Source organism: Candidatus Saccharibacteria bacterium oral taxon 488, assembly GCA_013099195.1.
Classification (GTDB): domain Bacteria; phylum Patescibacteriota; class Saccharimonadia; order Saccharimonadales; family Saccharimonadaceae; genus Nanosynbacter.
In genome coordinates, this window is sequence record CP039999.1 from 299,340 (window position 1) to 324,784 (window position 25,445).

Consider the following 25,445-nt stretch of genomic DNA (forward strand, 5'->3'; position numbering starts at 1 on the left):
AGCCGACCTACTACAGAAAGGTCCGACATGGGACTTCTCTGGGACCGGAACATCGGAAATGGCGACGGCGAGGTGAAGAAGATCGAGATCCCGCTCGACGGGTCCTCGATGCACATCTCTCAGTACGATCGTGAGACCAATACCCGTGTTTCGTGGAACACCAACGGTTCTATCGACGGTGTCGAGCCGGGTACGATGCACTCTACCGACCAGAACCTCGGTAAGCACGACCCGAAGCGCCACCTGTAGGTGGTGAACGACCTGGACATGTCTATAAACTGTCCACTTATTCTTGATAAAAAATCCTATGTATAAACAACGAGACGAATACACTGCAGCACGAGAAATCATTGATTTATATTACGATACACCTGATTCTGCCGATATTATAGAGTCTCTCAGCTGTATCTGTTTCTCGTTGGCGCGAATTTTCGAACAAGGTGACAAAAGGATTATTTGGGATGATATGTTTGATTATTTTGATCAAGATTATACGGCAATTGAAAAGAAACTAGAGCGCCCAAATCGTCAGATAATTGATGACTTATACCACAAGATTATCAACCAAATACGCTAACTTTATATTTCCTGTATATATAATAATGACCTTATAATAAGAGTTAGTATATAAGTGTGCTACAAGTTATGAACTACGATGGATATCTAGAATTGCAGACTCGCCTAGAATGGTTTTATGATTTTCATCCAGAGTTTTTTGATGATATTCCGCCTGAACAGAAAAAGCTGCTACAGGACATATTTTTATATGACGCGCCAGACGAGAGTTATCCAGAGTCATTGCAAGATTTTTATGATGAGACTATTAGCGGCAAGCCGACACTTCAGCATGATGCACTTCTAGCAGTAGATGCTTTGTATCAAGCAGCAGGCGCTGAGAGTTTGTTTGATGATACTGAGTATCGTTCCCTTGCTGACTAAATTTCGGTCTATGTAACCTGGACAAGTCATAGAACTGTCCGCTTTTCTTGATATGATTAATTTAGGTTTATTGTATGAATAGCTATTCATACATCCAGATTATCTTGACTCGCTTAACCAGAGTAAAGAATTAAAGCATATTTTCGCTAAGTGTGAATTTGAATTTGCGCACCTCATCAAGCCATATATTAACGACCAGCATATTGAAGTTCGTCCAAACGACAACATGGATGACGGCTTTTTCGTGCCAGATCCGAAAAGTTATTATCGGTATTATTTGGCGACGGTGAAGCAGAGAAATAATTGCCCTATAAACAATGATGAGCCCTGGTTTATATATGTTATAGACCTACTCATCTTATTCGAAATATTCTATCATATCTATATGAATACGCCACCGCTCAATAATCTCATCCGCAACGACATCGACATGTTCTGGTCAAATAGGTTAGGTTTGGTTCGTAGTGTGGCCGATGTGCGGTTGTTTGTGTGCGAGTATCTGCCGTTACTTGGCATTGATTATGATACGTCAATTGCTAAGGCCGTCTTACAACTTCAGCGTATAAATGTTGCGGAAACGCAGCCATTGGTTACTGAAATAGCCGCTCTGGCAAAGTTAATTTATAACGAGGGTAATACGAATGCGCGCCTAAAACTTTGGCGGCGGCTGGCGAAAACGGTTGGGTATGACAAAGAAATTAACAAAATAGACATAAATCTAACGTCTAGGTCAAATGTTATTAAATATATTAAAGTGCTTTTGTCGGACGATTGCATGAAGATGTGGCCAGCTCATGATATAGCGTATAAAATTGTTAACCTAATGGTGCATTATGATATTACCGAAGACGACCGCCCGCTGTATGAGATATGGGACTTAGCAACAGAGGTAGAAGCGATGAGTTTGGCCGAGATAGAAATATCTGGCAAGCTGGATGAGACGATTAAGCCAAGTAAGAAGCTTGGCTGAATTGGTGAAATGACCCGAAGCTTCCCTATGCCTATTTCCCTCTCCGCGCCGCCATCGCGAACCACATAAAGTAATCCTCCAGCGATTCGTCCTCCATGCCGGCGAATAGTTCGCGGGCGCGCAGGACTTCGCGGAGTTTTGGCGATTTTTGGCGGGCAAGCTGTTCGGCGGTGGCGTCCAATAAGTCCAAGCCGCGCTGCCAGGCAGCAGTCATCGCAGCCGTGTCGCCGCGGCGCCGGGCGGCAAACGCTCGCCCGACCTCTGAGCCGATGTTGCCCATTTGTTCGAAAATCGTCAAGTTCTGCCACTTCTCTCGGTCAAAGACATATTCACTCACGGACAACTCCAGCAATGATATCGCTAATTTGCTGCCGCACCGCTGGGTCTAGCACATCGCGCGACGGATTGTTTTGCCGCGGTCGGATGTTTATCATGCTGTCAAACTCGATAAATTCATCGGTACCAAACTTATCCGGATGTAGGTTGATCCCCCATAGATCGGCTTGCTGCGATCCGCGTTCTAGCAAATACGCTTCGCCATCAGCATGCATATCCATGTCGATCACCACAATTTTCTTAGCAACATCGACATCTGCTTTGACCATCGTCCCGTACATTCTCTCGGCCATCAGGCGAAGCTCAGTGAGGGTTATCGTATCAATAATCTTCATGATTTAATTGTAGCACAGACGGCCAGCGCTTCAGCATGATAGGCTGACGGCGGAATCTTTATGTAAAGCAGGAGTTGCGAGTCTGTTTGACGACTTTAATATGCACAATTTAGGAAGACCTATTCTTGGACCCGTATTTTTCTCTAGCTATTTTAGTATACTTTCTGATAAAATCGCTTTTTGCATCAGTATATCCATCTCTGTCATACTCAAATTCCTTCCAAAGTTGTAGTTTCAATTTTTCGTACTGTTTAGCAATATCGCCATTCTCGCGTAGATAATCCCTAAAGTAGATCTCATCATTATCCCCCACAACCCTAATGTGGAGATGAAATACCTTATCCGCGAAGCCCTGTTTGGTATATCCCTTATTCAATGAGATTCGTTTTGCTTTCTGGCTCATGCACAGCCAATTATTTTCAACAAGAATATTTTTTACAGGCTCTAATTCTTTTTCCGACGGGACTTCAAGCAATATATCTACTATATTCTTTGCCTGTATATTTGGGATGGCCGTGCTACCAATGTGAGATATTTGTGTTATGTATTTTTCTGGCACCAATGAAGAGATGGATTTTACTTCCTCATCATACCAGCGTGCCCATTCTCTATTGTGTTCTACAAGAAATATGGGGAATAATTGCCACAATTCTTCCAAACTCATTTTCTCTAGCTCTCTGTCCATTACATCCTCCTACTCAAACCTTACCACAAACCGCATACCCCGCCCGTGCGGTGCAAACTCATAATCCAGACCCTTAGCGTCGAGCAGCATTTTCACGGTATAGAGGCCGATACCACTGCTGTCGGTATGTTGTTTCGCGCCGTCAGAACTACGATAAAACGGATCGAAGACGTGCTGGAGTTGCTGCTTGGTGAGTGGTTTGCAGGTGTTTTCGATGGCTAGTTCACGCTGGTTGCAAGTAAGTTTTATCACACTCCCCGCATCGCCGTGGCGCACCGCGTTTGACACTAGATTCGAGATGACGTGACGCATCATATCAGGATTAGCGCGAATGGTTGTCGGCTGGGTGTCAAGCTTGAAGGTCATGCCGCGCGCTTTTGCTAGCAGGCGGTAATCGTCGACCACCTCAGCTATCAGCTGGTCAACCCTCAGTCGCTTTTCTTGGCGTACGGCTTGCTCGGCCACGTTTCCAGAGCGCAACACATCATTCACCATCGCCGCCAAGCGGTCAACCTGCGCCACCGATTCCGCCAGGTACTGGTCGCGATTTTTATACTCACCGATGTTTAGCTGCATATTTTCGAGCATAATCCTGAGGGCCGCCAGCGGTGTTTTTAGCTCATGCGAGGCCGCGCGGAGGAATGCGATTTTTTCTTTCTCCAGCTGTGTGATCCGCTTATTCTCATGCTCCAGTGAGCGAATCGTTTGCCACAGATTTTGGTATAACTCGTTAATGTTTCGCCCTAGCACGCCGATCTCGTCATGGCTGTTCACCGGGTAGTGCACGTCCTTTTCCAGTCGCTGCATGGTCGTCGTCACTGCTGCCATCTGACGAATCGGCCGCGTCACAAAACGACTGTAGATGTAAGAAAATATCAGCGCCACCAACAGCGAACCAAGCATGGTATACGGCAATACGTGCAGCGTGGCGAGCTTGGCCTGAGTGACAGGCGCCACATCGGCCAGTAGCTTGATTCTGGCCGTTTGTCCGCGATTATCCGCCACACTACCCTGCTGCAAAATCACCGAGCGCGGATCGATCGTTTGTCCGTCAGCGATTTTCACCACGCTGGTATCGACTGGTTTACCGCTGTCTGTCACGATATTGACGGATTGAAAGCCTTGAAAATACTGATCGCGTCCGTCAATCGTTAGCGTAATGTTGACGTTTTTCATACTCGCAAATTCCTGGCTGAGACGGCGCATTTCCTCGGCCGATTTACCGCGCAGCTCGGTGGTCAGCATTGCCAGGTTATTTGCTGCCTGGCGCTCTTTTTGCTGCAGATAAAATTGTGGCATCAAGGTGTAGACTAGCGCGTGCGCCAGGATGATCAACGCTGCAAACAGGCCGATTGACACTAAAAATGTTTTGGGAAATAACTTAAGCCGCTTCATAGCGATAGCCCACTCCCTTCACCGTGATGATGCAGTCCAGGTGCAATTTCTTGCGCAGATTTTTAATGTAGACGTCAATCACCCGGTCAAACGGCACCTCGTCATCACGCCACAACTTGTCAATGATAGCCTGCCGGCTCCAGACCATGTTTGGATTATCGACGAGCAGTTTGAGCAGCTGCACCTCCTTGGGCTTGAGGTGCGCGTCAGTATCATTATAAAACCCCTGATAAGCCGCGAAATCCACTGAGGCCAGGCCGCGGCGCCATAAGGTTTTGGTGGGTTGCTGCTGGCGGCGAAATAGCGCCCTGATGCGCTTTTCCAACAGCACCAGCGAAAACGGCTTACTCATATAATCATCCGCCAGCTCGTCAAAACTCGCAACTTGCGTCGGCTCATCATGTAGCGCCGTCAGCATTAGCACCGGTACGTCGCTAGTCTGGCGAATACGCCGCAGCACTTCAATACCACTCATCTTTGGTAGCATGATATCGAGGATGATGACATCTGCTTTGGTATACTTCTCCAGAGCCTCTTCGCCGCTGGTTGCTGTCAGCACCATAAAACCCTGCTGGCGGAGGAATTGCTCAGTGCCAGTGCGTAAGGTGGGCTCGTCTTCAACAATAAGAACCGTTGATGTCATATAAGTAGTATACCGAAAATGCCGCCCGTGGTAAACGAGCGGCATGGGGCGCGTGGTCAGCGTCAAATTGGGACGCTTGGGGCGCGTTAGTGGACGCCGACCACTTGCAGGCGCCGGGTGGTGCGACCGAGACCGAGAGAGATGGTTTCGGTGGCGTGGCGGTTGAGGAGGCTTTGTCCGAGGGGGCTATCGACCGAGATGCGGCCGTCAGACGGATCAGCCTCGAGGCTGTCAACGAGGGTGTAGCGAAAGAGTTGACCCTGCTGATCAATGAGATCAACCACCGAGCCAATGGCGATGCGTAGCCGATCGCGCTTACGCGGCAGCGGCTTGGCGGTCTTGAGCGCAGTGCGTTTCTCGGCGAGCTTGCCATGGACGTTTTCGAGATTCATGATAATCTCACTGCGGCGGAGTTTGTCGTCGCGAGACTTAGCGCGGCCGATGTCGCGTAGTTCAGCTGAGAGTGCTTTTTCGCGGATTTCGAGTTCGTTGATTTGCTTGTGTAATTCTTTGAAGCCTTTTTTACTGAGATATGTTGTCGTATTCATCCTTACCCTTTCTGGTGAGGCTCACCTCACCGTAACTTATTACACCATGGCATTCTGAAAATTAGCTGAAAAATTGTAAAAATGTCAAAAAAGTCACGCCACCAGAGGTAAATTACAGGGTTTTTGGCAGCGAAATGGTGAACGTTGTCGTGCCTTTGCGGCTGGCGGCGGTGAGTTGGCCGCCGAGGGCGCCGGCTAGTTGCTTGGCGAGACTGAGGCCGAGGCCGTAGCCGCCGGTTCGCTGATCGCCAGAAAAAAATCGCTCAAAAATATGCGGCAAGTCGCGCGCCGCGATTTGGCCATCGTTCGTCAGACAGATGGTGATGCGATGATGGGCAGCCTTGATATCAACCTGGACACGGGACTTACGCGGGCTGTGGCGCAGGGCGTTGTCGAGGATGATGGCGATCAGTTCGCGGACGATGAGGCGATGGCTGGTCAGGGTGATGGCCTCGTCGGTGATCAGTACGGTGCGTGCATCGGCCTTGCGTTCAGTGATCAGCTTTTTGGTGAGGTCGGTGATGTCGAATGTCTCAGTCGTGGTTTCTAATTGTCGATTGGCAGATGATAATTTGAGCAGCGTCTCAGTCAGCTGCGTCAGGCGGTCGGTCTCTTCGAGTGTGCTCTGGAGCGTCTGGCGAAGCGATGCTTTGCTGGCGTGCTGGTCGGACAATGCCAGCTCGGCCTCAGCTTTGATGACGGCCAGTGGCGTGCGCAGCTGATGACTGGCGTTGGCGGTAAAGCGCGACTGGGCGTCATGTGCTGCCTCAATCGGCTCAAGCGTCCGCCGGGCCAATATATAGGCACACACACCGCCGCCGAGCAGTACGATGAGGTTGAGATAGCCGAGGCTGATCAGCAGGTTGGTGGTCGAGATTGACGGATGGTCGCGGATGATGGTCGTTTCGGTGTTGCCGTCGGTTTTGTGATGCTTACTCCAGTTATTCAGCTGGACGTCGAGTTCGGAGCTAGCGACTTGAAAGATGATGCCGCTAAATAGCAAGCTGACGGTCATCAGAATGAGCAAGTACCAGCCGGCGAGCTTGAGCGTTGCCGAGAAAAATAATTTCACTCGCCAGCCTCCAATTTATACCCAAAGCCGCGCACGGTGTGAATCAGTGGGCATCGAAATGGCTTGTCGATTTTTTTGCGCAGCTGCTTGATGTAGGCCTCAACGTTGTTGGGCAAAATGTCAGCATCAAAATCCCACACATGGGCGATCAATGTGTCTTTGCTAAGCGTCTGGCCGGGGTGGCGCGCCAGGTATTCGAGGAGTGCGTACTCCTTGCTGGTCAGGTCGATCGCGGTGCCAGCACGAGTGACGGATTGCGTTGTCTGGTCGATCACGAGATCAGCGATCTGGAGCGTGTCCGGTTGCTGAATTGGCGGACGGCGAAGGAGCGCTCGCACGCGGGCGGTGAGTTCGGCGATGGCGAAGGGCTTGACGAGATAATCATCAGCACCGCTGTCCAGGCCGAACGTCTTGTCCTCGGTCGTCCCCAGTGCTGTCAGCAGCAGAATCGGCATATCCTTGCCCTGCCCGCGTAAATCCTGCACGATGTCCGTGCCGCTCTGTCCCGGTAACATCCGATCAACGACCAATAGATCGTACGGCTCGCTCATCGCCATATTCAACCCCTCATCCCCGTCATGCGTCACGTCCACGGCATGATGCTCACGCCGCAAGGCCTCGGCGATAATCCGGGCAATTTTGGGTTCGTCTTCGATGATGAGGAGGCGCATGAGTATATTATATAAAATATTTTGCTAGTGTGTATAGTGAGCATCTCATACCTGGAGTTGCTCAACACAGTATATAGGCTTATAATTATAATCAATGCATCTGGACGATAAAACATTTACCAATCTACTAATCATTTGTCAGGCTCTTGATGCGAAGTTCCCTCATGGTGCTGACATATTCCAGCGCGTATCGCGGTTGTGCGAGGAGAGTGGCGAGCTCGCTAGCGCCGTTAACCACCTTGAAGGTATGGGCGTCAAGCGCCGCAAGCACGGCCAGTCGCAGTATGATAATCTCATCAAAGAGATTCAAGACGTCATGCGCTGCGCGGTTGGTATAGCTGTACATTACGGAGTAGAGCGTAAAGTTGTAGCAGCGATAGCTCGGAGCGCCGAGGGAGTAGAGCGAAAATAAGATATAGTACCTTACGCCCCCTGCTCCACCCACATAGTGTATAATAAGCAGAAAGAAAGGGAGATATATGGGACGAGACACAGCAAAACAGCAGCGACCGATTGTCGAGATTCGTCATTTTCAGATGGCGTTTGGCGACAAGGTGGTCATTCAAGACCTCGGTTTTGAGGTGCGGCGCGGTGAGGTGTTTGGATTCTTAGGCAGCAACGGCTCGGGAAAGACGACGACGCTCAGAGCACTATTGGGGCTATACGAGCCGACGGCCGGCGAACTACTGGTTGACGGCAAGCCGTACACGGTCGAAGACAGCGTGAAATTAGGCTATCTCCCAGAGGAGCGCGGCTTGTACAAAAAAGAAAAAGTCATCGACACTATGATTTATTTTGGCCGGCTGAAAGGTCTCAGCAAAGAAGAAGCTCGTAATTTCTCCATGAATTATCTGGAGCGAGTTGGTTTGAGCGATAAGGCAAAGACTCGGCTGGACAAATTGTCAGGTGGTCAGCAGCAAAAAATTCAGCTGGGTGTGACCATCATGGGCGACCCAGAGCTGCTCATTTTAGACGAGCCGACCAAGGGCTTTGACCCAGTCAACCGCCGCCTACTAATGAACATCATTGAGGAGCGGCGCAAGGCCGGCGCAACGGTAATATTTGTGACCCACCAGATGGAAGAGGTCGAACGATTATGCGACCGGCTGATTCTATTAAAAGACGGTCGAGCGGCGGCGTACGGTACGCTAGCAGAAGTGAAAAAGCAGTTCGGCGGTGCGTCAATGGATGATATTTTCGTCAAGGTTTATGGCGGCGAGAAGCAGGAGGTACGTCATGAGTAAGATGCATAATTTGGGAATGGTGTTCAAATTTGAAGTGCTGCGCACTCTGAAAAAACCGACCTTCTGGCTGATAGCGCTGGGTTTTCCGGTTATGATCGGATTGATTTTCGGTATTGTTCTTTGGTCAAATCAGGCGACCAAAGAGGCGGCCGATAAGCTTCAAGAACAAAAATTTAGCATTACTATGACAGATCATTCAAAGCTAATCAAGCCGGAAGTCGCGGCGGTGATGAAAGTCCAATCAGTTGACTCCGAAGCTGAAGGTATCGAAAAAGTCAAACGCCGTCAGACGGATGCTTATTTCTATATACCGAAGAATCTTGAGAAGGACACGATCAGGATATACGGCCAAGATACGGGGGTTTTTGAGAACAATAAGTACGAGGCGGTTGTCCGCACACTACTGAATCAGTCGGTTGATAGTAGGGTCACCGGATCGGAAGCGGCAGTGATCAAGCAGAAAATTAATTCGTCACTCAAGACCTATAAAGACGGTAAAGAAAGCGGCGGTGTGAACGAGATGATCGTGCCAGGGTTCTTCCTGGTGCTGTTTTATATGCTCGTTGCCTTCTTTAGTAATCAGATGCTGACGAGTACTGTCGAGGAGAAAGAAAATCGCACTGTGGAGATGTTGCTGACAACGGTGCAGGCCAGGACGTTGATTATCGGCAAGATTTGGGCGTTGATCGCTCTATCGCTGATTCAGGGGATGGTTATCGTTGTGCCGGTGTTGATTGGCTATTTTGGATTTGGTTCGCAGCTGCATTTGTCTAACTTTGATCTATCGCAAATTGTGTTTGATCCGACGAGAATCGCTGTTGCTGTTGCACTGTTCGGTGCGAGCTTTACCATGCTGACTGGTCTGTTGGTAGCTATGGGGGCAATGATGCCGACTGCCAAGGAGGCGGGTTCGTGGGTTGGCCTGGTGATGATACTGCTGTTTGGGCCGCTGTACGCCGCGTCAGTATTCGTTTCATACCCAGAGTCAACCTTCTCAATGGTTATGTCGTACTTCCCGCTTACGGCACCAATTCCGTTGATGATTAGGAATACGGTCGGCAATTTGTCGCTCATTGAGGCCCTGATCGGCGTAGCGGTCTTGGTGGTGTCTGCGGTACTGATCATGATGCTGGCGGTGCGGGTTTTCCGCTACGGCGCGATGTCATATGATAGCAAGTTATCTCTGTCAGCGTTGCGGATGAAGCGAAAAGCTGATAAAGTTTAAGCATGAAAGTACGCATTGAAATAGACACTAAAACATTCGTGCGGTTTTGGCTGGTGGTTATCGGATTTGGGCTGGCGGGGCTGATGATTTATTCGGCGCGGGATGCGCTGATGGTGCTCGGGACGGCGTTGTTTCTGGCACTGGCACTGAACGCGCCGGTGCGTAAGTTGGCATCGTGGCTACCCGGCAAGAGTCGGCTGGGCGGGACGGCGTTGGCGTTTATGCTGCTGATCATCATCTTGACTAGTGTGATTTGGTTCGTGGTGCCGCCATTGGTGCAGCAATCGGCCAAGTTTGCCGAGACGCTGCCGGGGTTGGTCAATGGTGTTAACGAGCAGTGGCACGGGCTGAAGAGCTTTGTCGAGCAGAATGGCTTACAGCCGCAGATTGATTCGCTGATGAATAATATCCGCGGCCAGGCATCCAGTTGGGCGGCGAGTTTCGGCGCGAATATCCTCGGTAGTATTGGCTCGCTGGCATCATTTTTGGCATCGGCCTTTCTGGTGCTGGTGCTGACGTTCTTGATGCTACTGGAGGGTCAGGAATGGATGGAGCGGCTGTGGCGGCTGTATCGGGATGAGCAGCGGCGCGACCACCACAAGATGCTGGTTGGCAAGATTTATAACGTGGTGACTGGCTACATCGTCGGGCAGCTGACGGTGTCGGGGATTGGTTCGTTGTGCGCCGGGGCGTTTGTGTTTGGTATGAGCTGGTTTATTCCTGAGATCGCGGCCAACTTGGCGATGCCGACGATTCTGCTGGTGTTCCTACTCAGCCTGATCCCGATGTTTGGGGCAACGATCGCCGGTGTGGTGGTGGGACTGATGCTGATGCTCAATAGTGTGTCGGCGGGCGTCATCTATCTCATCTATTTCGTGATCTACCAGCAGATTGAGAATAATTTTATCGCGCCAGTCATTCAGGGCAAGAAAGTCGAGCTGTCGGCGCTGGCGATCTTGGTGGCGGTGACGGTGGGGCTGTATGTTGGCGGCCTAGTTGGTGGTGTGGTGGCTATCCCGATCGCTGGGTCGCTCAAGGTGCTGATGGATGATTATCTGGCGCATAATCGCGAGCCGCAGGCGCCGCCTCGCCGCTCGCCGCTAAAAAAGGCGCTCAAAAAAGCTGCTGAGACGAAGCCAGCTGAGTAAGCGGCCGAGAGATTATCGGGATTATCGGTACGACCAAACTTGACCAGATGGGGTGTCGCGTAGGGCGATGCCCTTTTCGTCGAGTTGAGCGCGAATGTCGTCGGCGGCCTGCCAGTTTTTGGCGCGGCGAGCCTGCTGACGCTCGAGGATGAGTCGCTTGGCCTCATCATCAATGTCTGGCGTACCGTCCATCAGTCCTAGGCCCAAAACCTCGTCGACCGCCTCGAGTAGCTGCAATAAACCGCCGCGGTGAATTTTCTCCAGTGGCGCGTGATCCAGCCGTGAAAATGCCTCGTCGATCAGCGCCAAGACCCCTGGCGTATCCAAATCATCATTCAGCTTTTCAACGAGCGCCTGCCGCGCTGCTAATAGCGACACCGTACCTTCCTGCTCATCCTTCTCATCGTCGTCATCCAGCGTGTCGTGCGTCTGATGCCGCAGCGCCGCATAGCTGCGCCAATGATCCAGCCGCGCCTGGGCTGCTTCCAAAATCTCCCAGGTGAAATTACCTTCGGTTTGGTAATGCTTGCTGAGAATTGCTAGCTTAAACGCCATCGGGCTAAAGCCGCGTGCCGTGATGTCACTGAGAGTGATGATATTGCCGAGCGACTTACTCATCTTGCGACCATCAACTTTGATGTGGTTATTGTGCAGCCAAAGTTGAGCAAATTGCTGCCCAGTCAGACTCTCGCTCTGAGCAATCTCGTTGGTGTGATGTACCGGAATGTGGTCAATGCCGCCGGTGTGAATATCGATTGTATCACCTAGCGTCTCCCGAGCGATCGTCGAACACTCTAAATGCCAGCCCGGAAAACCGACGCCCCATGGACTGTTCCACTCCATGTCGCGCTTGGCGTCTGTCGGTGAAAATTTCCAGACAGCGAAGTCGGTGATGTTGCGCTTGCCCTCGACGCTGACTCGCGCGCCGGCTTCTAGTCCGGCTATGTCCAGCCGCGCGAGTTTGCCATAATCCGGCAGCCGCGACGTATCAAAATACATACCGTCGCCGTCAATCTTGTACAAAAATCCCTTCTCGTCTAGCCCCTTGGCAAAGTTAATTTGCTGCTGGATATAGTCCGTTGCCCGGACTAAGTGGTCGGGCCGCACCAGTTTCAGCACCTCGTAGGCTTCGTGGTCGGCGATGGCGATGTACTGCTCGGCGATATCCCAGGCAGTTTTGCCCTCGCGGCGCGCACCCTTCTCCATCTTATCCTCACCATTATCATCATCGCTGGTCAAATGCCCAACGTCGGTGATATTCTGCGTCCGAATAACTGAGATATCCTGCCAGCGCAGCAACCGTACCAATACATCCCAATAAATATAGCCAACCCAATTGCCAATGTGCGGCTGCGAATACACCGTCAGCCCGCAGGTATACATGCGAACCGTCCGTCCGTCGAGCGGCTGGAGTTTGTCTTTATGGCGAGTGAGGGTGTTGTGGAGCTTCATTACTCTTATTTTACAGGAAAAAGCAGAGATTGGCGAGCGACCTCGCTCCGCTGCAACTGGATGTTACCCCGTATCTCAGTCGTTATCTGGGTGGCTGTAAGATCTACCCGTGCCTATGGTATGATGATCCTAGGAAGTGTAAGGCGAGAAAGGTGATATATGGATACAACATTGTTTCAGTACTGTCAAAAAATAGTGCTATTCAATCAAGACGGCTCTGCTGTGCTGCTCGCTAGGCGCCGCGGGGAGGCTGATTATGATGGCGTGTTCTCGTTTATTGGCGGCAAGTTGGAGTCGACGGATGGCGGCCTAGTGAATGGTCTTCGGCGGGAGAAAAATGAGGAAATTGGCTCGGCTGCTAAAATTGCGGTGGTGACGAACATCAGCGTTAATGAATATTTTGTCAAAACTAATGGACAGGCCATGGTACTGCCGCACTATTATGCCCGGTTTATTGGCGGTGAAATTATGCTCAATGATGAGTATTCTGAATATCGGTGGGTGAACCTACGTGAGTTAGATCAGTTTGAACCAAAGATTGAGACAGTCACCCCTATGGTTGAGGCTGTCCAAAAATTATGCGAGTCGCTACCGAGGCGGATTATCGAGAGATATAGTTAAATCATTCCCACTCCAATGAAAATAGCCCACCGAACGAGCTCAAACCAGAACTGGATATGTCTCAACCCAGGAAATGCAAGTGATGCATCTCAACCAGTTTGAGCCCAGTTCGGTGAGCTATTTTCGGTGGGCGGCCCCCTGTTACTTCTCTCTATGTTCCACCACGGCCCCCCAAGCCGTGGCGGCGATCCCGATGACCCCCGTAACAACGTACACCCATGCAGCGAGGTGGTCGTCACCCTGCTTGCAACCCCTTAGACATCCGTCAGGGCTGAGGCATACATTATTGCTAATCAGCCAGACCCCGAACACGAGGATGAGAATGAAGACAATTTCCCACACGACGAATTCACGCTTGGACATACCTTTATCCTTTCTCGAGAAGAAAAAGCTCAAAGCTAAAGGGCGACTTCCGCCCTAAGATGATAACCTTGAGCTAGAAGCTTACGTATAACATACCACTAATAGAATAAAATGTCAAAGTATTTTGTTAATGAGATAGTAGTGTCTATTTTTCGGCGTTTTTGGCTTGCTTGTAGGCTTTGGTGACCGGTGCCAGGCCGCGGGCGATGCGTTCGCGGTTGGCTTTGAGCTGTTTTTCGTCGCGGAAAGATAATTTGATGGGTGTGCCGGCGAAGTTGAAAGCTTCGCGTAAAGTCCGCTCCAGGTAGCGTTTGTAGCTCCAGTGGACGAATTTCAGGTTGCTGCCGTAGATGACGAACCATGGCGGTGCTGTGTCGGTCTGGACGATGTAGCGGAGCTTTGGATGCGAGTTCTTTAGGCCAGCTGGCGGATGAGCGGCGACGGCTTTTTGCAAGATGTCGTTGAGGATCCGGGTTTTGCATTCTTGGCGGCGGCGCTTATAAATATCGAGGGCTAGGTCGAACAATTTGGCGACGTTTTGGCCGGTGACTGATGAAGTGAAAATCAGCGGTGCGTAGGGCGTGAATTTGAAATGATAGCTGATTTGCGGCGCTAATTCGTCGCGGGTGTAGGCGTCTTTACCTTCGACGGAGTCCCATTTGCTGACCACCAGCACGAGCCCCTTGCCTGCTTCGTCGATGATGCCAGCCAAGCGCTGATCCAACCCAACGTTTAATTCATTGACGTCCATCAGCAGGAAGCAGACGTCGGCTTCGTTGATAGCCTGCATGGTGCGTAGGACTGAGAACTTTTCGATGCCGGTCTCTTGCTTGCCTTGGCGGCGAATGCCGGCGGTGTCGAGTAGCTCGATGGTCTGGCCATGGTAGCGGACTTGGACACGGTTGACGTCGCGGGTGGTGCCGGCGACATTGGCGACGATGGCTTGCTGCTTGCCCGCCAAGGTGTTAAACAAGTTACTTTTACCGACATTTGGCCGGCCAATCAAGGCGACGCGAATGATGTCGTCAGCTTCGGCGGCAGTGGCTGGCGGAATGAGATCGGCAATGTTGTCGAGTAGCTCGGAGATGCCAATGTTGTGCTCGGCAGAGGTTTTGATGATGGTTTTGATACCGAGACGTTTGAATTCGTCGGTGTGGAGCGAGCCTTTGAGGTCAGCTTTATTGGCGATGAGGAGGACGGGCTTGCTGCTTTTGAGGGCTTTTTTGGCCAGTTGACGGTCGGCGTCTGATGGGTAGACGGTGGAATCGACCATGACGAGGATGACGTCGGCAGCGGCGGAGGCGTCGGCGATTTGGTCTTGGATGGTGGCTTCGAATTCGTCTTCGGCGGGCTTGAGGCCGGCGGTGTCGATGAGCCAGAACTCAGCCTGGCTTGCCTCGTCAGGAGATGAAGCGCGGCGCTTATACGAAACTTTGCCAACGACGTTGTCGCGGGTGGTGCCGGCTTCGCGGGCAACGATGGCGGTGCGGGCGCGCGTCAAGCGATTGAACAGTGAACTTTTGCCAACGTTAGCTTGGCCGATGATGGCGACGGTAGGTAATTTATGAGACATAATTACGCCTATTATACCAGAGGTGTGAGGATTTGGCGAGGATGAGCGTTATAAGGCTTAATTACTATTTGTTGGAGTGGTTGTCGCTTCAATGCTTGGTACAGGACTAGTTGGTGTTGGCGGAGTGTAACCGCATTCAGGGCTGTTAGGGATGGCGGTGATGCTGCCTGTTCTTGAATTAGCGTTGTAATATCGATACAACAGCGTAGGTCCATTGCAGGCTTTTGCTATATGTGAGTAAGCACTCAATTCCCCTTCCTCGCAGTCGTCGCCACCAGCACAGCCTTTATCAACAACCTTCCAGTCAAGATCGGGGTTGCCTCTTGAATCTGTCTTTGTGTCAGCCGTAGGGCTTTCCTGCTCTTGTGCTGTACTGGTTACTTCCGTCTTTTCTTTCGGTGCGCTGCAGCCTGATATAAATAGTGCGGTAGTGGCCACAACACCAAGTACTGCTCCTGCTTTTCGCCATAATGATTCGCTACCACCATTTGGAAGTTCTGACATATTCTTCACGATTACTCCTTTGTATGCTCTGTATTTATGATATAGATTATACAATTTGTGTAGGGCTATGACAAACTAATCCGTTGGAATTCCCTATGCTTACTGGTGGCCGTGGGCAATGTGTAAACATATGTGATAGAGGCGTGGGGTTTTTGGCGGGAAGCAATGAAAATAGCCCACCGAACGAGCTCAAGCTGCATGCGAGTTTTCAACCCGAGAGACAACATCATATTGTCTCAATCAGATTGAGCGCATACGGCGAGCTATTTTCGGTGGGCTGTTAGCCCTGCTTCTCCTTTTTCTTCTTGATCACCTCCTCAGTAACTCTGATCATGTGTGTGGCGCTGATGAGGTTTATCATTGCTCCCCCTACGAGGATAGCGATGGAACTCCACGACCCCCCGGCCGTACTGATCAGGATTCCCACTGTCAAGGTGTAGATCGCAACGGAAACATTGAACACAAACACCGCAAGACAAATAACAATCACTTCGCACCTCTCTTTTAACGAAAAGCTCAAAGCTAAAGGGCGACTTTCGCCCTTAGACTAAACTTTGAGCAAAAGCTGATATATATATCACTAATAGAACAAAATGTCAATGGATTTTGTCAAAAATGTGGTATAATATGCGTTTTTGGCGCCTGAGGAGGCCTAGTTAGTCAGTGGCCCTTCGGTAAATTCCCCGCGTTTGATGTCACCGAGAGTGTAATTGCCAAAGTCTGTGCGGTGGAGTTTGGTGACGGTGTAGCCGAGGGCAGCGAAGGTACGGCGGATTTGGCGGTTGCGACCTTCGCTCATCTGGACGATCCAGCGGTGGTCGTCACCCTCGTGCTGGCGTTCCAGCGTCAAGCGGCTGGGTCCGTCAGGTAGCTGTACGCCAAAGTCATTGATCATTTGCCGGTGGAGCGGCTGGAGCGGTTGGTCGAGCGTCACCAGGTAGCGCTTCATTTTATAAAACGACGGGTGTGTCATTTGATGGGCGAAGTCGCCGTCGTTAGTGAGGAGAATTAGTCCGGAGCTGTCTTTGTCCAGGCGACCGACGGGTTTCAGGTGGTGGAGGCTGACCGGTAATAATTCATAAATGGTCGGTACACCACCTTGAGAGGCTCGCGAACAGAGGTAGCCGATGGGTTTATGGAGGAGGATGAGCTGGTGGGTTTGGGCGGTGAGTCGTTTGTTGTCGTGGCGAATAATGTCGGTTGCGGTAATGCGTTGACCCAGCTTGGCGGGCTGGTCGTTCACCGTAACATTGCCCTGCTCTATCAGCTCGTCAGCCTGGCGGCGCGACACACCGAGTGCCAGCGCCACGAATTTGTTGAGGCGCTGGGCAGATGAATCGGTAGAATCGGATGCTTGCGTTGGTGTCGTCATACTAGGAGGCTACCGGTGGCTGCGGCGGAAAGGCGTTGGTCGGTGGCTGGGGTGTCGTTGGCTGTGCCGCGGGCGATGGCTCTCCTTCAGGGGTTGAGGTCTGCTCTGGCTCAGGCGTTGGGGTCGAGGTTGGATCAGTTGGCATCGGTGCCGGGGTGGGCAGGACGAATGGTGTATCGTCATCTTGTGGTTGTGATGATGCCGTGTTGGCGAGCTCGGCATTGATCGCGGTACCGGTATCAAGTGGCTGGTTATCGGCTGGCGTCGGCAGCGGCTCGAGTGCATCAAGCGTCAGGTCGCCGTGCGGCCCCGCCATAGCATCAGACGTCGGCAGCGTGAAGTCGCCTGAATCTGGCGTTGGCTGCGGCGAGGCCTGCATAGACTCGAGCTGATCGCTGAGCTCCTGCTCCATCATCTTGGACATGTCTGGCTGTGGCTCTTGGCTCAGTGGCTGGATCACCCGCTCACCACCATGGCTGGTCGGCTGTGGCGATGGTGATGAGACTGGCGCTGTTGGCTCTGGCAGGGCGTCGGCCGGGGTGGTCGGTGCCGCCTCAGGGGATGGGGTCGGCGCTGGGTCAGAGACCGGAGGTTGCTCTACCTCGGGTGCTGGAGTTGGTGCTGGGTCGGCTGGCATCACTGGTTCTGTGGTGGCCGGCTCGGCGGTTTGCTCAGTCGATGCGGATGGGGCTGCCGGTGCCAGCGCGGCGCTCGGCAAGACGAACGGCGCCGGGTCAGTTGCTGGAGGGGTCGAATTGTCTGGATTAGCTTGAGCGGGTGTGATGGCTGAACCATCGTGGGCCGTTGGAGTTATCGGTGCGGTCGGTGCCGGGGTGACAACTTGTGTGGCGATTGGTCCAGCGAATTTATCGCTTTCGAGGACTGTGCGCTGCTCGACGGGGACGGCAGAAATTTCATCTAAGAACTGTCGAGCCTGCGCGTCGGCAGCTGCTATCTCTGCCGGTGATGGCAAAATAACTGCCGAGGCGTCTTGCTGGGTGGTTGGCGCGCCAGCTGCTACGGGCTCTGCGGCCGGAGCTGGTGCGACTGGCGCGTCGCCGAGCACTTCGTGGACCGTGCGCACCACGTCTTCGATGCCGACTTGTGACTTGACGAGGTAGCGATCAGCGCCGAGGGCTTCACCACGTTGCCGCTGGTCTTCGGATGACAGCGCGGTCATCATGATGACTTTGACGTCGCGTGTCTCGGTGGTCGAGCGCAAGATATCCAGCATGTCAAAGCCAGAAATCTTGGGCATCATCACGTCACTGACGATCAAGGCCGGGCGTTCTTTGATAGCCATAGCCAAGGCCTCTTCACCGTCGCCCGCTGAAACGATGTCGTAGCCTTCAGCTAGTAACCTGACGCCGTAAATCTCGCGCAGGCTTTTGTCGTCTTCTACTAGTAAAATCTTTGTCATAACTACCCCTACTATACCGAAGTTTGCGCCAAAATACTATAGTGGTTATGGTTTTTGTTGGGCAGCGTCTGGTTCTGGGGCGGCGAGTGGTGTTGATAGCGTGGGCGTAGCGGTTGGTTCAGGGGGTGTGGGTGTGGCAAGAGGCTCGGGGGCTGGGTCGGGCGGTGTGGATGGCATAGCGGGCGCGGGAGTGGTTGGTTCAGGTGGTGGCGTGAACATCAGCGGCAGCGGGCTAAAGTTGGGCGGTGGCACCGGCGGTGTGGCCGGCTTAGTCAGGACGGTACCGGCGGCGTCCGGTTGGGTGGCGTTGATCGGGACGGTCGGCTGGACGGCGACAGCGGTTGGCGGTTCGGTGGTCAGTGGTAGGGCGGCAGGCGCGGGAGTGGTTGGTAATTGGCGCATGGCCTCGTCGGTTCGGGTGCGAGGAATCTCGAGAAAGAAAGTGCTGCCCTTGCGGTATTCACTGATGACGAATAGGCGGCCAGACATCGCCTCAGCGAGGCGGCGACTGAGATACAGACCGAGGCCGGTGCCGCCGATCTCGCGGGTGTCGGAATTATCGACGCGGTAGAACTTTTGAAAGAGGTGTGGCACATCTTCGGCGGGGATGCCGATACCGCTGTCTTGGACGCTGATGGTGATCGTTTTATCATCACCAGTGATATCTACAACCACTTCCCCGTCGGGCGTGTATTTGATGGCGTTTTCGATCAAGTTAGAAACAACTTCGCGGAGGTGATCGGCATCGACGTTGGCGTAGTATGCTGGCTGGACAGTGGCGGCGGCGTCCGGACGGAAGGTGCAGACGAGGCCTTTTTCGGCGGCGCGTGGCGCCAAGCCCTCAAAAATCTCGCCGACAAAGGTGGTGATATTGATAATCTGCGGTTCGTTCTTGAGGCGGCCGTCTTCGGCGCGGCTGATATCAAGCAGGTCTTGGAATAACCGACCGAGGTGCTGGGCTGAGGCGTGGGCCTTGGTGATGAAGTCGCGTGCCTTGTCATCGATGTGGGCGGTGGCTGGGTTGAGGGCCAGGCCGAGATAACCCTCGATGGAGGCAACGGGGGTGCGCATTTCGTGGCTGGCGGTAGAGATGAATTCAGCTTGCTGGCGCTCCTCGGCTTTTTCCTTGGTGATGTCGCGAAAGACGACGATGATGCCTTCGCTATCTTTGCCAACTGGTGAGGCGACGATGGAGACGAGGATTTGCTTGTCAGAGGCGGTGCGGAGGAGCAATTTGTCGGAGTGTGCTGGCCGATTATTGATCAGTGATTGCATGACCGGGTTTTCAGTGACGGTGACGTCTTTGCCGTCGGCGGTGACGAGTTGGATGACGCTTTGCCATTTGAGGCCAAGGGCGTCGCCTTGGTTCCAGCCGATGATCCGCTGGGCTGAGGGGTTAATGAGTTCGATATTGCCCTCGCGCGAGATAGCCAGCACGCCGTCATCAATGGCGTTAATGACGATGTCAGAGGTGCCTTCGGCGGTGGATAGCTTGGTGCGGAGTTCAGAAATGTCGCCGAGCTTGCTGACGCGCGGCTGATGGCGCCAGATGATAAAGCCAAGAGCTAGTGGCGCCAGGCCAAAAAATAGGGCGCCAATCGTGGCGATGAGGCTGGCGTGCTGGGTGATGGCGGCGGTGGTGATGGCGGTGACGACGAGGAGACTGATGCCGAGGACGACGGGCCAGCCAAAGAAGCCGGCGAATACCGCAGCGCTGAGCCAGGCGGCGGCGAATGGCGAGGCCAGAAAGCCGCTGGTGGCAACCAGTGAGCCGACGGCAAGGATAATCAAGCCATAGACAGCGATGGATACGGCGGTGATGGCTCGTCGCGGTAGCCACAGACAGAGGATGAGGGCGGTGAGGCTGACGAGAGCGCCGATGGCGGCGGCGAGGTCAGTGATGGCTTCGCCGATGGGTAGCCGGTAGCCGGTCGGGATAAAGCGCGCCCAAGCGTAGAGGAGGACGATGACCAGCCCGACGAACAAGGCCGCCTCGCATAGTCGCCGCAGCCAAAATCGCGACAATTCACCGACCTGCGAAACATCCCCCGCCCACTTCATGCTTGTATTATAGACCGAGACGAGCAAAAATGATACCCACATTGAGCCACGTCATGGCAAGTCAAGCATGGTACGCATTTGGCTGCCCTGAGGGGCCGCTCAGCCCTTCCCTAAAATCGCCTCGAGCATCTTCATTCGCGAGGCCATGATGGCGGGGATGGCACCGCTGATAATGGCGACTACTAGCACAACCTCGGCACGGAATAGCAATTCCCACCACGATATGTTGAGTGTCACGTCAGCAATTGGCAGACTGAACGGATGCGCCACTACATATGGCACTAGTCCACCGAGGAAAATTACCAAGCCGACCGCTATACCGCACACCGCATAAAATAGCGCTAGTAGAACGTAGCTAAAGACGATCACTCGCGGCTTGACGCCAATTGCCCGCTGAATGCCGATTTGCCGCCGCTTGTTGATGATGTCAACATAAATCACGATGAAGATCGTCACCGCCGCAATGATAATGCCGACTATCAGCATAATGGCGTTGAGCGACTGAAAACTACCGGTAATCGTATCCATAACCGTCGCTCCGTCGCGCCAATCGTGAACGCGCAGGCCCGGATAGTTCAGGTCAGTAAGTGCTCGTTGCACCGACGCCTCCTTGCCGCGGCTGGTGCGCACGACGATCATACTGGCATCGTTCTCGCCAGCTGCCAAACGGCTCGGCATGCCGCTGGTGAGCTTGCGCCATAAACCGCGCGAGATGTACGCTTGAATATCTGCATTATAGAACTTCGTCGAGGTAATACCGCCGACCTTAACGTCGACCTTTTTACCGTTAACATTTATCGTTACCCGATCGCCAACTTTAACCCCCTCAAGCGAACCTCTCTCGAGCAACCGGCTGCCCAGCACGATCTCGTCGTCGCCCGTCAAAAACGTTCCGTCCGACACGCGGTTAGCGACCTCCAGGGTTTGGCGAAAGTCTCGCGGATTAACGACATTGATCCGAGCCTGTACTTGCTTGTCATCGTTATATCCTAATACTGCCGGCACAGCCAGGATTTTGTCGGCCGCCGTCACGCCGTCAATGCGTTTGATCTCGGCCAGCTTATCATCAACGTTGGTGATGTACTCGCCGGGCTTTTTGACATCGATATAGGCTTCGCCGACCATCAGATTCTTGATCTGCGATTCAATCGCCGAGGTGACGCCAGCTAGCAGCGACGATATAAAGGCTAGATTGATGAATGCCACCGCCACCAGCAGCGTCGTCAGGCCCAGTGTCCACTTACGGCCGCGCACGATGTACTGCCGCATCAATCGCCAACCCAGCAAGAACTCGCGCCACAGGTTGTTCTTGGGCTGGCGCGGCGTTTGCGCTTCCTGCGTTTTGTGAGACTGGCTCATAGTAGCCTCCCGGCTGCAGGCCGACGCTCGCCTTTTAGTTTGCCGTTTTCAAACACGATTTGCCGCTTGGCGTAGGCTAGCTCATCAGCTTCATGCGAGATCATCACCAAGGTTATGCCGCTGGCGTTAATTTCTTTCAACGTTTCCATAACATTCTTTGAGGCAACCGTATCTAGGTTAGCCGTCGGCTCGTCGGCAAAGATAATGTGCGGCTCATTGACCAGCGCCCGGGCAATCGCCACGCGCTGCTGTTCGCCGCCAGATAATTGCGATGGTAGGTGGCGCGCTCTGTCCTTTAGACCAACACGATCTAGTTCTTGCAGGGCTTTTTGCTTAGCAATCTTCGCCGAGCACCACATCAGCCGCGGTAACATGACGTTTTCTAGGGCGGTGAGCTCACGAATCAGGGCGTACTCTTGAAAAATATAGCCAACTTGGCGCAGGCGCAGTTCAATTTGCTGTTTTTCTGGCAGCTGAGTGATCTCTATCGCTGGTGTCTCGTCACCCCTACCATCAAACCAGATTGTGCCGCTATCGGGGCGATCCAACATCGCCACCTGATGCATAAAGGTCGATTTGCCCGAACCGTTGCGCCCTGTGATCATCAGAAAATCGCCGTGACGAATCGAAAAACTGACGTCCTTGAGCGCATGCGTGGCGCTATCACCCGAGCCGTACGTCTTGCTGAGATGCTCAATGGTAAGAATTTCGCGGGCCATAGTATCAGTATAGCGCGCGGTGGGGCGCCGCTTCAAGCCGAGATCCCGAAAAACCTACCGTAGTTTTGTTACCATTTCCACTTCGCGGGCCGTAAGACCATATTTTTCATAGAACACTATGGCGCGCTGGTTGCCGCTCAGTACTTTTAGCCGCAAGGTATCGCAATTTTTACTCTGGAAATAACGCTTCATTTCATCCATCAAGGCTCGCCCGATACCACTGCCGCGCTGTTCTGGCTCGACATAGAGCAGTCCGATCCAGCCGTCTTTTCGCGGCGTATGCACCGCATCGAAAACGGCGTCCCGACCAGGTTGATGATCGATAATCACGCCTTGAACAAAGCCGATCACCTGGCCATTCTCCTCGGCAACATACATCGCGCCGTTCATATTCTCGCTATCGTCAATCATCCGCTGCATGTAGCCGTGCGCGTCTCGCGGGCTAGCGAACGGCAGCGACTCCGCCGTGTTATCAACCTGCGCGAAATGCGCGTGCAGTTTGATCGCCAACTGATCGACTGCAGCGCGGTCTTTGGGATGGAAGGGGCGGATTGTCATGATTATTTCTCCTAGTATCAAATACGGTAAATTGTATTGAGGCGATTACTATAATTAATAGTCCAAGTGTTAGTATAAGTTATATGAAATAAATTACATAGATAAGACTCTCAAAACGACCTACGACCTTGATGATAATACACGTGTCATAACACTAGAACTTGAGTAAACTATATAAGACTAATTTGCTCGAAATCGTTATCGTTCTCTTCGATTTTCTCAATTTTCATAATGCGCAGTACGGGCTTTTTGAGAATAGCTACTGACCCCTTTGTCGTAGACCTTCTATCTACAACAGCCGTAATGTTTACATAGCCAAAAAGCATATCTCTATAGCTCTTTACGCTGTCACCACCATATGGAATACATTTGAGAATTCGACCACAGTAAGAAAATCCCAGGGTGTTTGTTATGCCATTCCCTCTCGTCAATTCTCCTTCAAGGGTAACAACAGAATCTTGTATGAGTTCAGGAAATATTATGTTATCGTCAACAGCTTCGTCTTTATCATCAAATATACTCCTTTCCATAAAGTTAATCGTAACTGCGTCATCGGGTATGCTATCTCTATCAATTGGCTTATCATCTATATAAATCTGAGTTTCTTCATCCACAAGCGACATCATATCTTTGAACTTATTTTTTGGTGTATCCCTGTATAATTCCAGTTCAGATTTCGTCACAGTAAGCTTGTCACCACGTCCATTTATGATAATAATATTATCGGCATCTATAACTTTAGTCTCACTAGGCTTAAAAATGTGCCCAGTCATCATAGACCCTCTATGTTTTGCCAGCCTGACAACAGTCTTCATCGCTCGCAGAGCGTTTTTGGCTATATCCTTAGTTGTTTTTTCTCCCACATCGTTTTTTGCCATTTGCTCTGCCGCTGTTTTTACATAAGCCCCAAGACCGACGGTAACTACACCAGTACCCGCCGCCCAGCACCCAATTGTGATAATGTCTGTAACAAGAGACCCCGAACGAATGCGAACCTCAATAGAATAGCTACTTTGCGCAATTTCAGGGCTAGTTTTTGCAATAAAGAATTTTAATGCCTTCTCAAGACCTTTAAGGTATTGAACTGTTTTTTCTAAGTCAACCTGCCCCTTATCTACTGAACTACCCGTAACATACACAGTGCCAACAGGAGTAGTATCTACACTGTTCTCTTCATCGTAATTAGTCATTATAATAAAATTATACCATTAATAATATACTATCAACTCGCAACAGCATTAAGCCTCTCGAATGAGGTGTGGTAGATTTCGTTAGCTCGTTTACTATTTACCTTTAAGCGCTAGGTATTCTTGATTTTTAAAGCTGCAAATTCAGGACAGACGTTTGCAAGTTGAAAAACAAACAAAAAAGATTCCAAAGAGCCGCTTGATTCCATATTGGTGAGCCTACAAATATAAATATGGAACTCCTTTTTCGCGATATGTTTGCGCTGCGAGATCGCTTCAAGGAGCTGGGTATGGCCATTAAAAATGGCGATGTGTATTTGCCTGATTTGGAGGAGCGTGATGTTTAATTTACGGAAATCAAACTCAAAACTCTACGACCAAAACACTTTCGATAACCAACTTATGCGCGATTTACGAAAAGCCCGAAAAAGCATTATCATCGAAAGTCCGTTTCTCAGAACTGTCCGAGTCGAAAAATTTATTCCAATATTTCACCGACTCAAAAAGCGCGGCGTGACAATATTACTTAACACCAAACCACTTGAAGAACACGACGAAATATACAGACTACAAGCCCAAAAGTCTCTGAGTTTACTACAATCAGTAGGCGTCGAAGTGCTTTTTACAGTCAAACATCACCGCAAATTAGCCATCATTGATAGAGAAGTTATTTACGAAGGCAGCCTAAATATTCTCTCATATCGCGACAGTTGTGAGATAATGAGAAGGACAACATCTGTACTTGAGGCGGAAATGTTGATAGATTTTATCGGCTTAAATAAATTTATGGAGGTGAAATAATTATGAACGACGAGGAGACGATCAAGAATCTTCATTTGTACGAAGACGAAGAAACGATCCAGAAAACGATCTACTACCTGGAGCTTCACGACCCAGAAAACGCCAATCGCGAATACGCAGTCGGATTTCTGAAATTCATGCAGCGATTTGCACATGTTGCTAGTAGGAGTGAGGGGTTTGATTTTGAGAAATTCCTGAAGGAATATAAAACAAAGAGCAGGAGCAATCAATAATACACCTTTGA

Annotated in this window: 30 protein-coding genes; 11 read left to right on the top strand and 19 right to left on the bottom strand. The window is 51.6% G+C overall.

Annotated elements, in window-relative coordinates:
• The first annotated feature begins 27 nt into the window (after positions 1-27).
• From FBF28_01520 to FBF28_01535, 4 genes are all read left to right on the top strand, one after another.
• Positions 28-249 (top strand): hypothetical protein, encoded by a 222-nt coding sequence (locus FBF28_01520; protein ID QJU08245.1) that lies wholly within the window; start codon positions 28-30, stop codon positions 247-249.
• A gap of 58 nt (positions 250-307) precedes the next feature.
• Positions 308-577: a hypothetical protein gene (locus FBF28_01525; protein ID QJU08246.1), complete on the top strand. Its 270-nt coding sequence runs from the start codon at positions 308-310 to the stop codon at positions 575-577.
• A 68-nt stretch (positions 578-645) separates the two neighbouring features.
• The gene (locus FBF28_01530) at positions 646-939 is read left to right on the top strand and encodes a hypothetical protein (GenBank protein ID QJU08247.1); all 294 of its coding nucleotides are present in this window, start codon (positions 646-648) and stop codon (positions 937-939) included.
• A 385-nt stretch (positions 940-1,324) separates the two neighbouring features.
• The gene (locus tag FBF28_01535) at positions 1,325-1,909 is read left to right on the top strand and encodes a hypothetical protein (protein ID QJU08248.1); all 585 of its coding nucleotides are present in this window, start codon (positions 1,325-1,327) and stop codon (positions 1,907-1,909) included.
• A gap of 31 nt (positions 1,910-1,940) precedes the next feature.
• On the opposite strand, the gene FBF28_01540 is transcribed toward FBF28_01535, so the two are convergent.
• The 8 genes from FBF28_01540 to FBF28_01575 all read right to left on the bottom strand — a co-directional run bounded on the left by FBF28_01540 (position 1,941) and on the right by FBF28_01575 (position 7,594).
• Complete coding sequence (locus FBF28_01540; protein ID QJU08249.1) at positions 1,941-2,246, bottom strand: hypothetical protein; 306 nt, start codon at positions 2,244-2,246, stop codon at positions 1,941-1,943.
• Complete coding sequence (locus FBF28_01545; GenBank protein QJU08250.1) at positions 2,239-2,580, bottom strand: hypothetical protein; 342 nt, start codon at positions 2,578-2,580, stop codon at positions 2,239-2,241. Before FBF28_01545 ends, FBF28_01540 begins: the two co-directional genes overlap by 8 nt.
• A 109-nt stretch (positions 2,581-2,689) precedes the next feature.
• The gene (locus tag FBF28_01550; protein QJU08251.1) at positions 2,690-3,265 is read right to left on the bottom strand and encodes a GrpB family protein; all 576 of its coding nucleotides are present in this window, start codon (positions 3,263-3,265) and stop codon (positions 2,690-2,692) included.
• Between the two features lie 9 nt (positions 3,266-3,274).
• Complete coding sequence (locus tag FBF28_01555) at positions 3,275-4,660, bottom strand: HAMP domain-containing histidine kinase (protein QJU08252.1); 1,386 nt, start codon at positions 4,658-4,660, stop codon at positions 3,275-3,277.
• Entirely contained in the window at positions 4,647-5,303 is a 657-nt protein-coding gene (locus tag FBF28_01560) for a response regulator transcription factor (GenBank protein ID QJU08253.1), read from the bottom strand. Before FBF28_01560 ends, FBF28_01555 begins: the two co-directional genes overlap by 14 nt.
• Positions 5,304-5,389: 86 nt before the next feature.
• A complete protein-coding gene (locus FBF28_01565; protein ID QJU08254.1) occupies positions 5,390-5,851 on the bottom strand; it encodes a hypothetical protein in 462 nt (153 codons plus the stop codon).
• 112 nt (positions 5,852-5,963) lie between these two features.
• Complete coding sequence (locus tag FBF28_01570; protein QJU08255.1) at positions 5,964-6,923, bottom strand: HAMP domain-containing histidine kinase; 960 nt, start codon at positions 6,921-6,923, stop codon at positions 5,964-5,966.
• Positions 6,920-7,594, bottom strand: coding sequence for a response regulator transcription factor (locus FBF28_01575; GenBank protein QJU08256.1), 675 nt, complete (start codon positions 7,592-7,594; stop codon positions 6,920-6,922). Before FBF28_01575 ends, FBF28_01570 begins: the two co-directional genes overlap by 4 nt.
• A 94-nt stretch (positions 7,595-7,688) precedes the next feature.
• On the opposite strand from FBF28_01575, the gene FBF28_01580 reads away from it, so the two are divergent.
• From FBF28_01580 to FBF28_01595, 4 genes are all read left to right on the top strand, one after another.
• Complete coding sequence (locus FBF28_01580) at positions 7,689-8,006, top strand: hypothetical protein (GenBank protein QJU08257.1); 318 nt, start codon at positions 7,689-7,691, stop codon at positions 8,004-8,006.
• 124 nt (positions 8,007-8,130) lie between these two features.
• Positions 8,131-8,838: an ATP-binding cassette domain-containing protein gene (locus FBF28_01585; GenBank protein QJU08803.1), complete on the top strand. Its 708-nt coding sequence runs from the start codon at positions 8,131-8,133 to the stop codon at positions 8,836-8,838.
• A complete protein-coding gene (locus FBF28_01590) occupies positions 8,783-10,063 on the top strand; it encodes an ABC transporter permease (GenBank protein ID QJU08258.1) in 1,281 nt (426 codons plus the stop codon). Before FBF28_01585 ends, FBF28_01590 begins: the two co-directional genes overlap by 56 nt.
• Before the next feature lie 2 nt (positions 10,064-10,065).
• On the top strand, positions 10,066-11,211 hold the full coding sequence (locus FBF28_01595; GenBank protein QJU08259.1) for an AI-2E family transporter: 1,146 nt from the start codon (positions 10,066-10,068) through the stop codon (positions 11,209-11,211).
• Between the two features lie 21 nt (positions 11,212-11,232).
• Here the strand turns inward: FBF28_01595 and FBF28_01600 are convergent, their stop codons facing one another.
• Complete coding sequence (locus FBF28_01600) at positions 11,233-12,663, bottom strand: cysteine--tRNA ligase (protein QJU08260.1); 1,431 nt, start codon at positions 12,661-12,663, stop codon at positions 11,233-11,235.
• Between the two features lie 159 nt (positions 12,664-12,822).
• Between FBF28_01600 and FBF28_01605 the strand changes: the two genes are divergently transcribed.
• A complete protein-coding gene (locus tag FBF28_01605; GenBank protein QJU08261.1) occupies positions 12,823-13,284 on the top strand; it encodes an NUDIX hydrolase in 462 nt (153 codons plus the stop codon).
• A 141-nt stretch (positions 13,285-13,425) separates the two neighbouring features.
• Here the strand turns inward: FBF28_01605 and FBF28_01610 are convergent, their stop codons facing one another.
• The 10 genes from FBF28_01610 to FBF28_01655 all read right to left on the bottom strand — a co-directional run bounded on the left by FBF28_01610 (position 13,426) and on the right by FBF28_01655 (position 24,403).
• Entirely contained in the window at positions 13,426-13,647 is a 222-nt protein-coding gene (locus tag FBF28_01610) for a hypothetical protein (GenBank protein QJU08262.1), read from the bottom strand.
• A gap of 145 nt (positions 13,648-13,792) precedes the next feature.
• On the bottom strand, positions 13,793-15,220 hold the full coding sequence (gene der / locus FBF28_01615) for a ribosome biogenesis GTPase Der (protein QJU08263.1): 1,428 nt from the start codon (positions 15,218-15,220) through the stop codon (positions 13,793-13,795).
• A 57-nt stretch (positions 15,221-15,277) separates the two neighbouring features.
• Positions 15,278-15,724, bottom strand: a complete 447-nt coding sequence (locus FBF28_01620; GenBank protein QJU08264.1) for a hypothetical protein — start codon at positions 15,722-15,724, stop codon at positions 15,278-15,280.
• Between the two features lie 652 nt (positions 15,725-16,376).
• Positions 16,377-17,096 (bottom strand): rRNA pseudouridine synthase, encoded by a 720-nt coding sequence (locus FBF28_01625; GenBank protein ID QJU08265.1) that lies wholly within the window; start codon positions 17,094-17,096, stop codon positions 16,377-16,379.
• A 1-nt stretch (position 17,097) separates the two neighbouring features.
• Complete coding sequence (locus FBF28_01630; GenBank protein ID QJU08266.1) at positions 17,098-18,516, bottom strand: response regulator; 1,419 nt, start codon at positions 18,514-18,516, stop codon at positions 17,098-17,100.
• Positions 18,517-18,561: 45 nt separating this feature from the next.
• Positions 18,562-20,619, bottom strand: coding sequence for a PAS domain-containing protein (locus tag FBF28_01635; GenBank protein QJU08267.1), 2,058 nt, complete (start codon positions 20,617-20,619; stop codon positions 18,562-18,564).
• 57 nt (positions 20,620-20,676) lie between these two features.
• A complete protein-coding gene (locus FBF28_01640; protein ID QJU08268.1) occupies positions 20,677-21,936 on the bottom strand; it encodes an ABC transporter permease in 1,260 nt (419 codons plus the stop codon).
• Positions 21,933-22,655, bottom strand: coding sequence for an ABC transporter ATP-binding protein (locus FBF28_01645; GenBank protein QJU08269.1), 723 nt, complete (start codon positions 22,653-22,655; stop codon positions 21,933-21,935). The genes FBF28_01640 and FBF28_01645 overlap by 4 nt, the downstream gene beginning before the upstream one ends.
• Before the next feature lie 54 nt (positions 22,656-22,709).
• Positions 22,710-23,213, bottom strand: coding sequence for a GNAT family N-acetyltransferase (locus FBF28_01650; GenBank protein QJU08270.1), 504 nt, complete (start codon positions 23,211-23,213; stop codon positions 22,710-22,712).
• A 170-nt stretch (positions 23,214-23,383) separates the two neighbouring features.
• Positions 23,384-24,403 carry a hypothetical protein gene (locus FBF28_01655; protein ID QJU08271.1) on the bottom strand — a complete coding sequence of 340 codons (1,020 nt, stop codon included), beginning with the start codon at positions 24,401-24,403 and terminating at the stop codon, positions 23,384-23,386.
• Between the two features lie 300 nt (positions 24,404-24,703).
• Here FBF28_01655 and FBF28_01660 point away from each other — a divergent pair, with 300 nt between their 5' ends.
• Entirely contained in the window at positions 24,704-25,201 is a 498-nt protein-coding gene (locus FBF28_01660) for a hypothetical protein (GenBank protein ID QJU08272.1), read from the top strand.
• 2 nt (positions 25,202-25,203) lie between these two features.
• Entirely contained in the window at positions 25,204-25,434 is a 231-nt protein-coding gene (locus FBF28_01665) for a hypothetical protein (GenBank protein QJU08273.1), read from the top strand.
• Positions 25,435-25,445 lie beyond the last annotated feature (11 nt).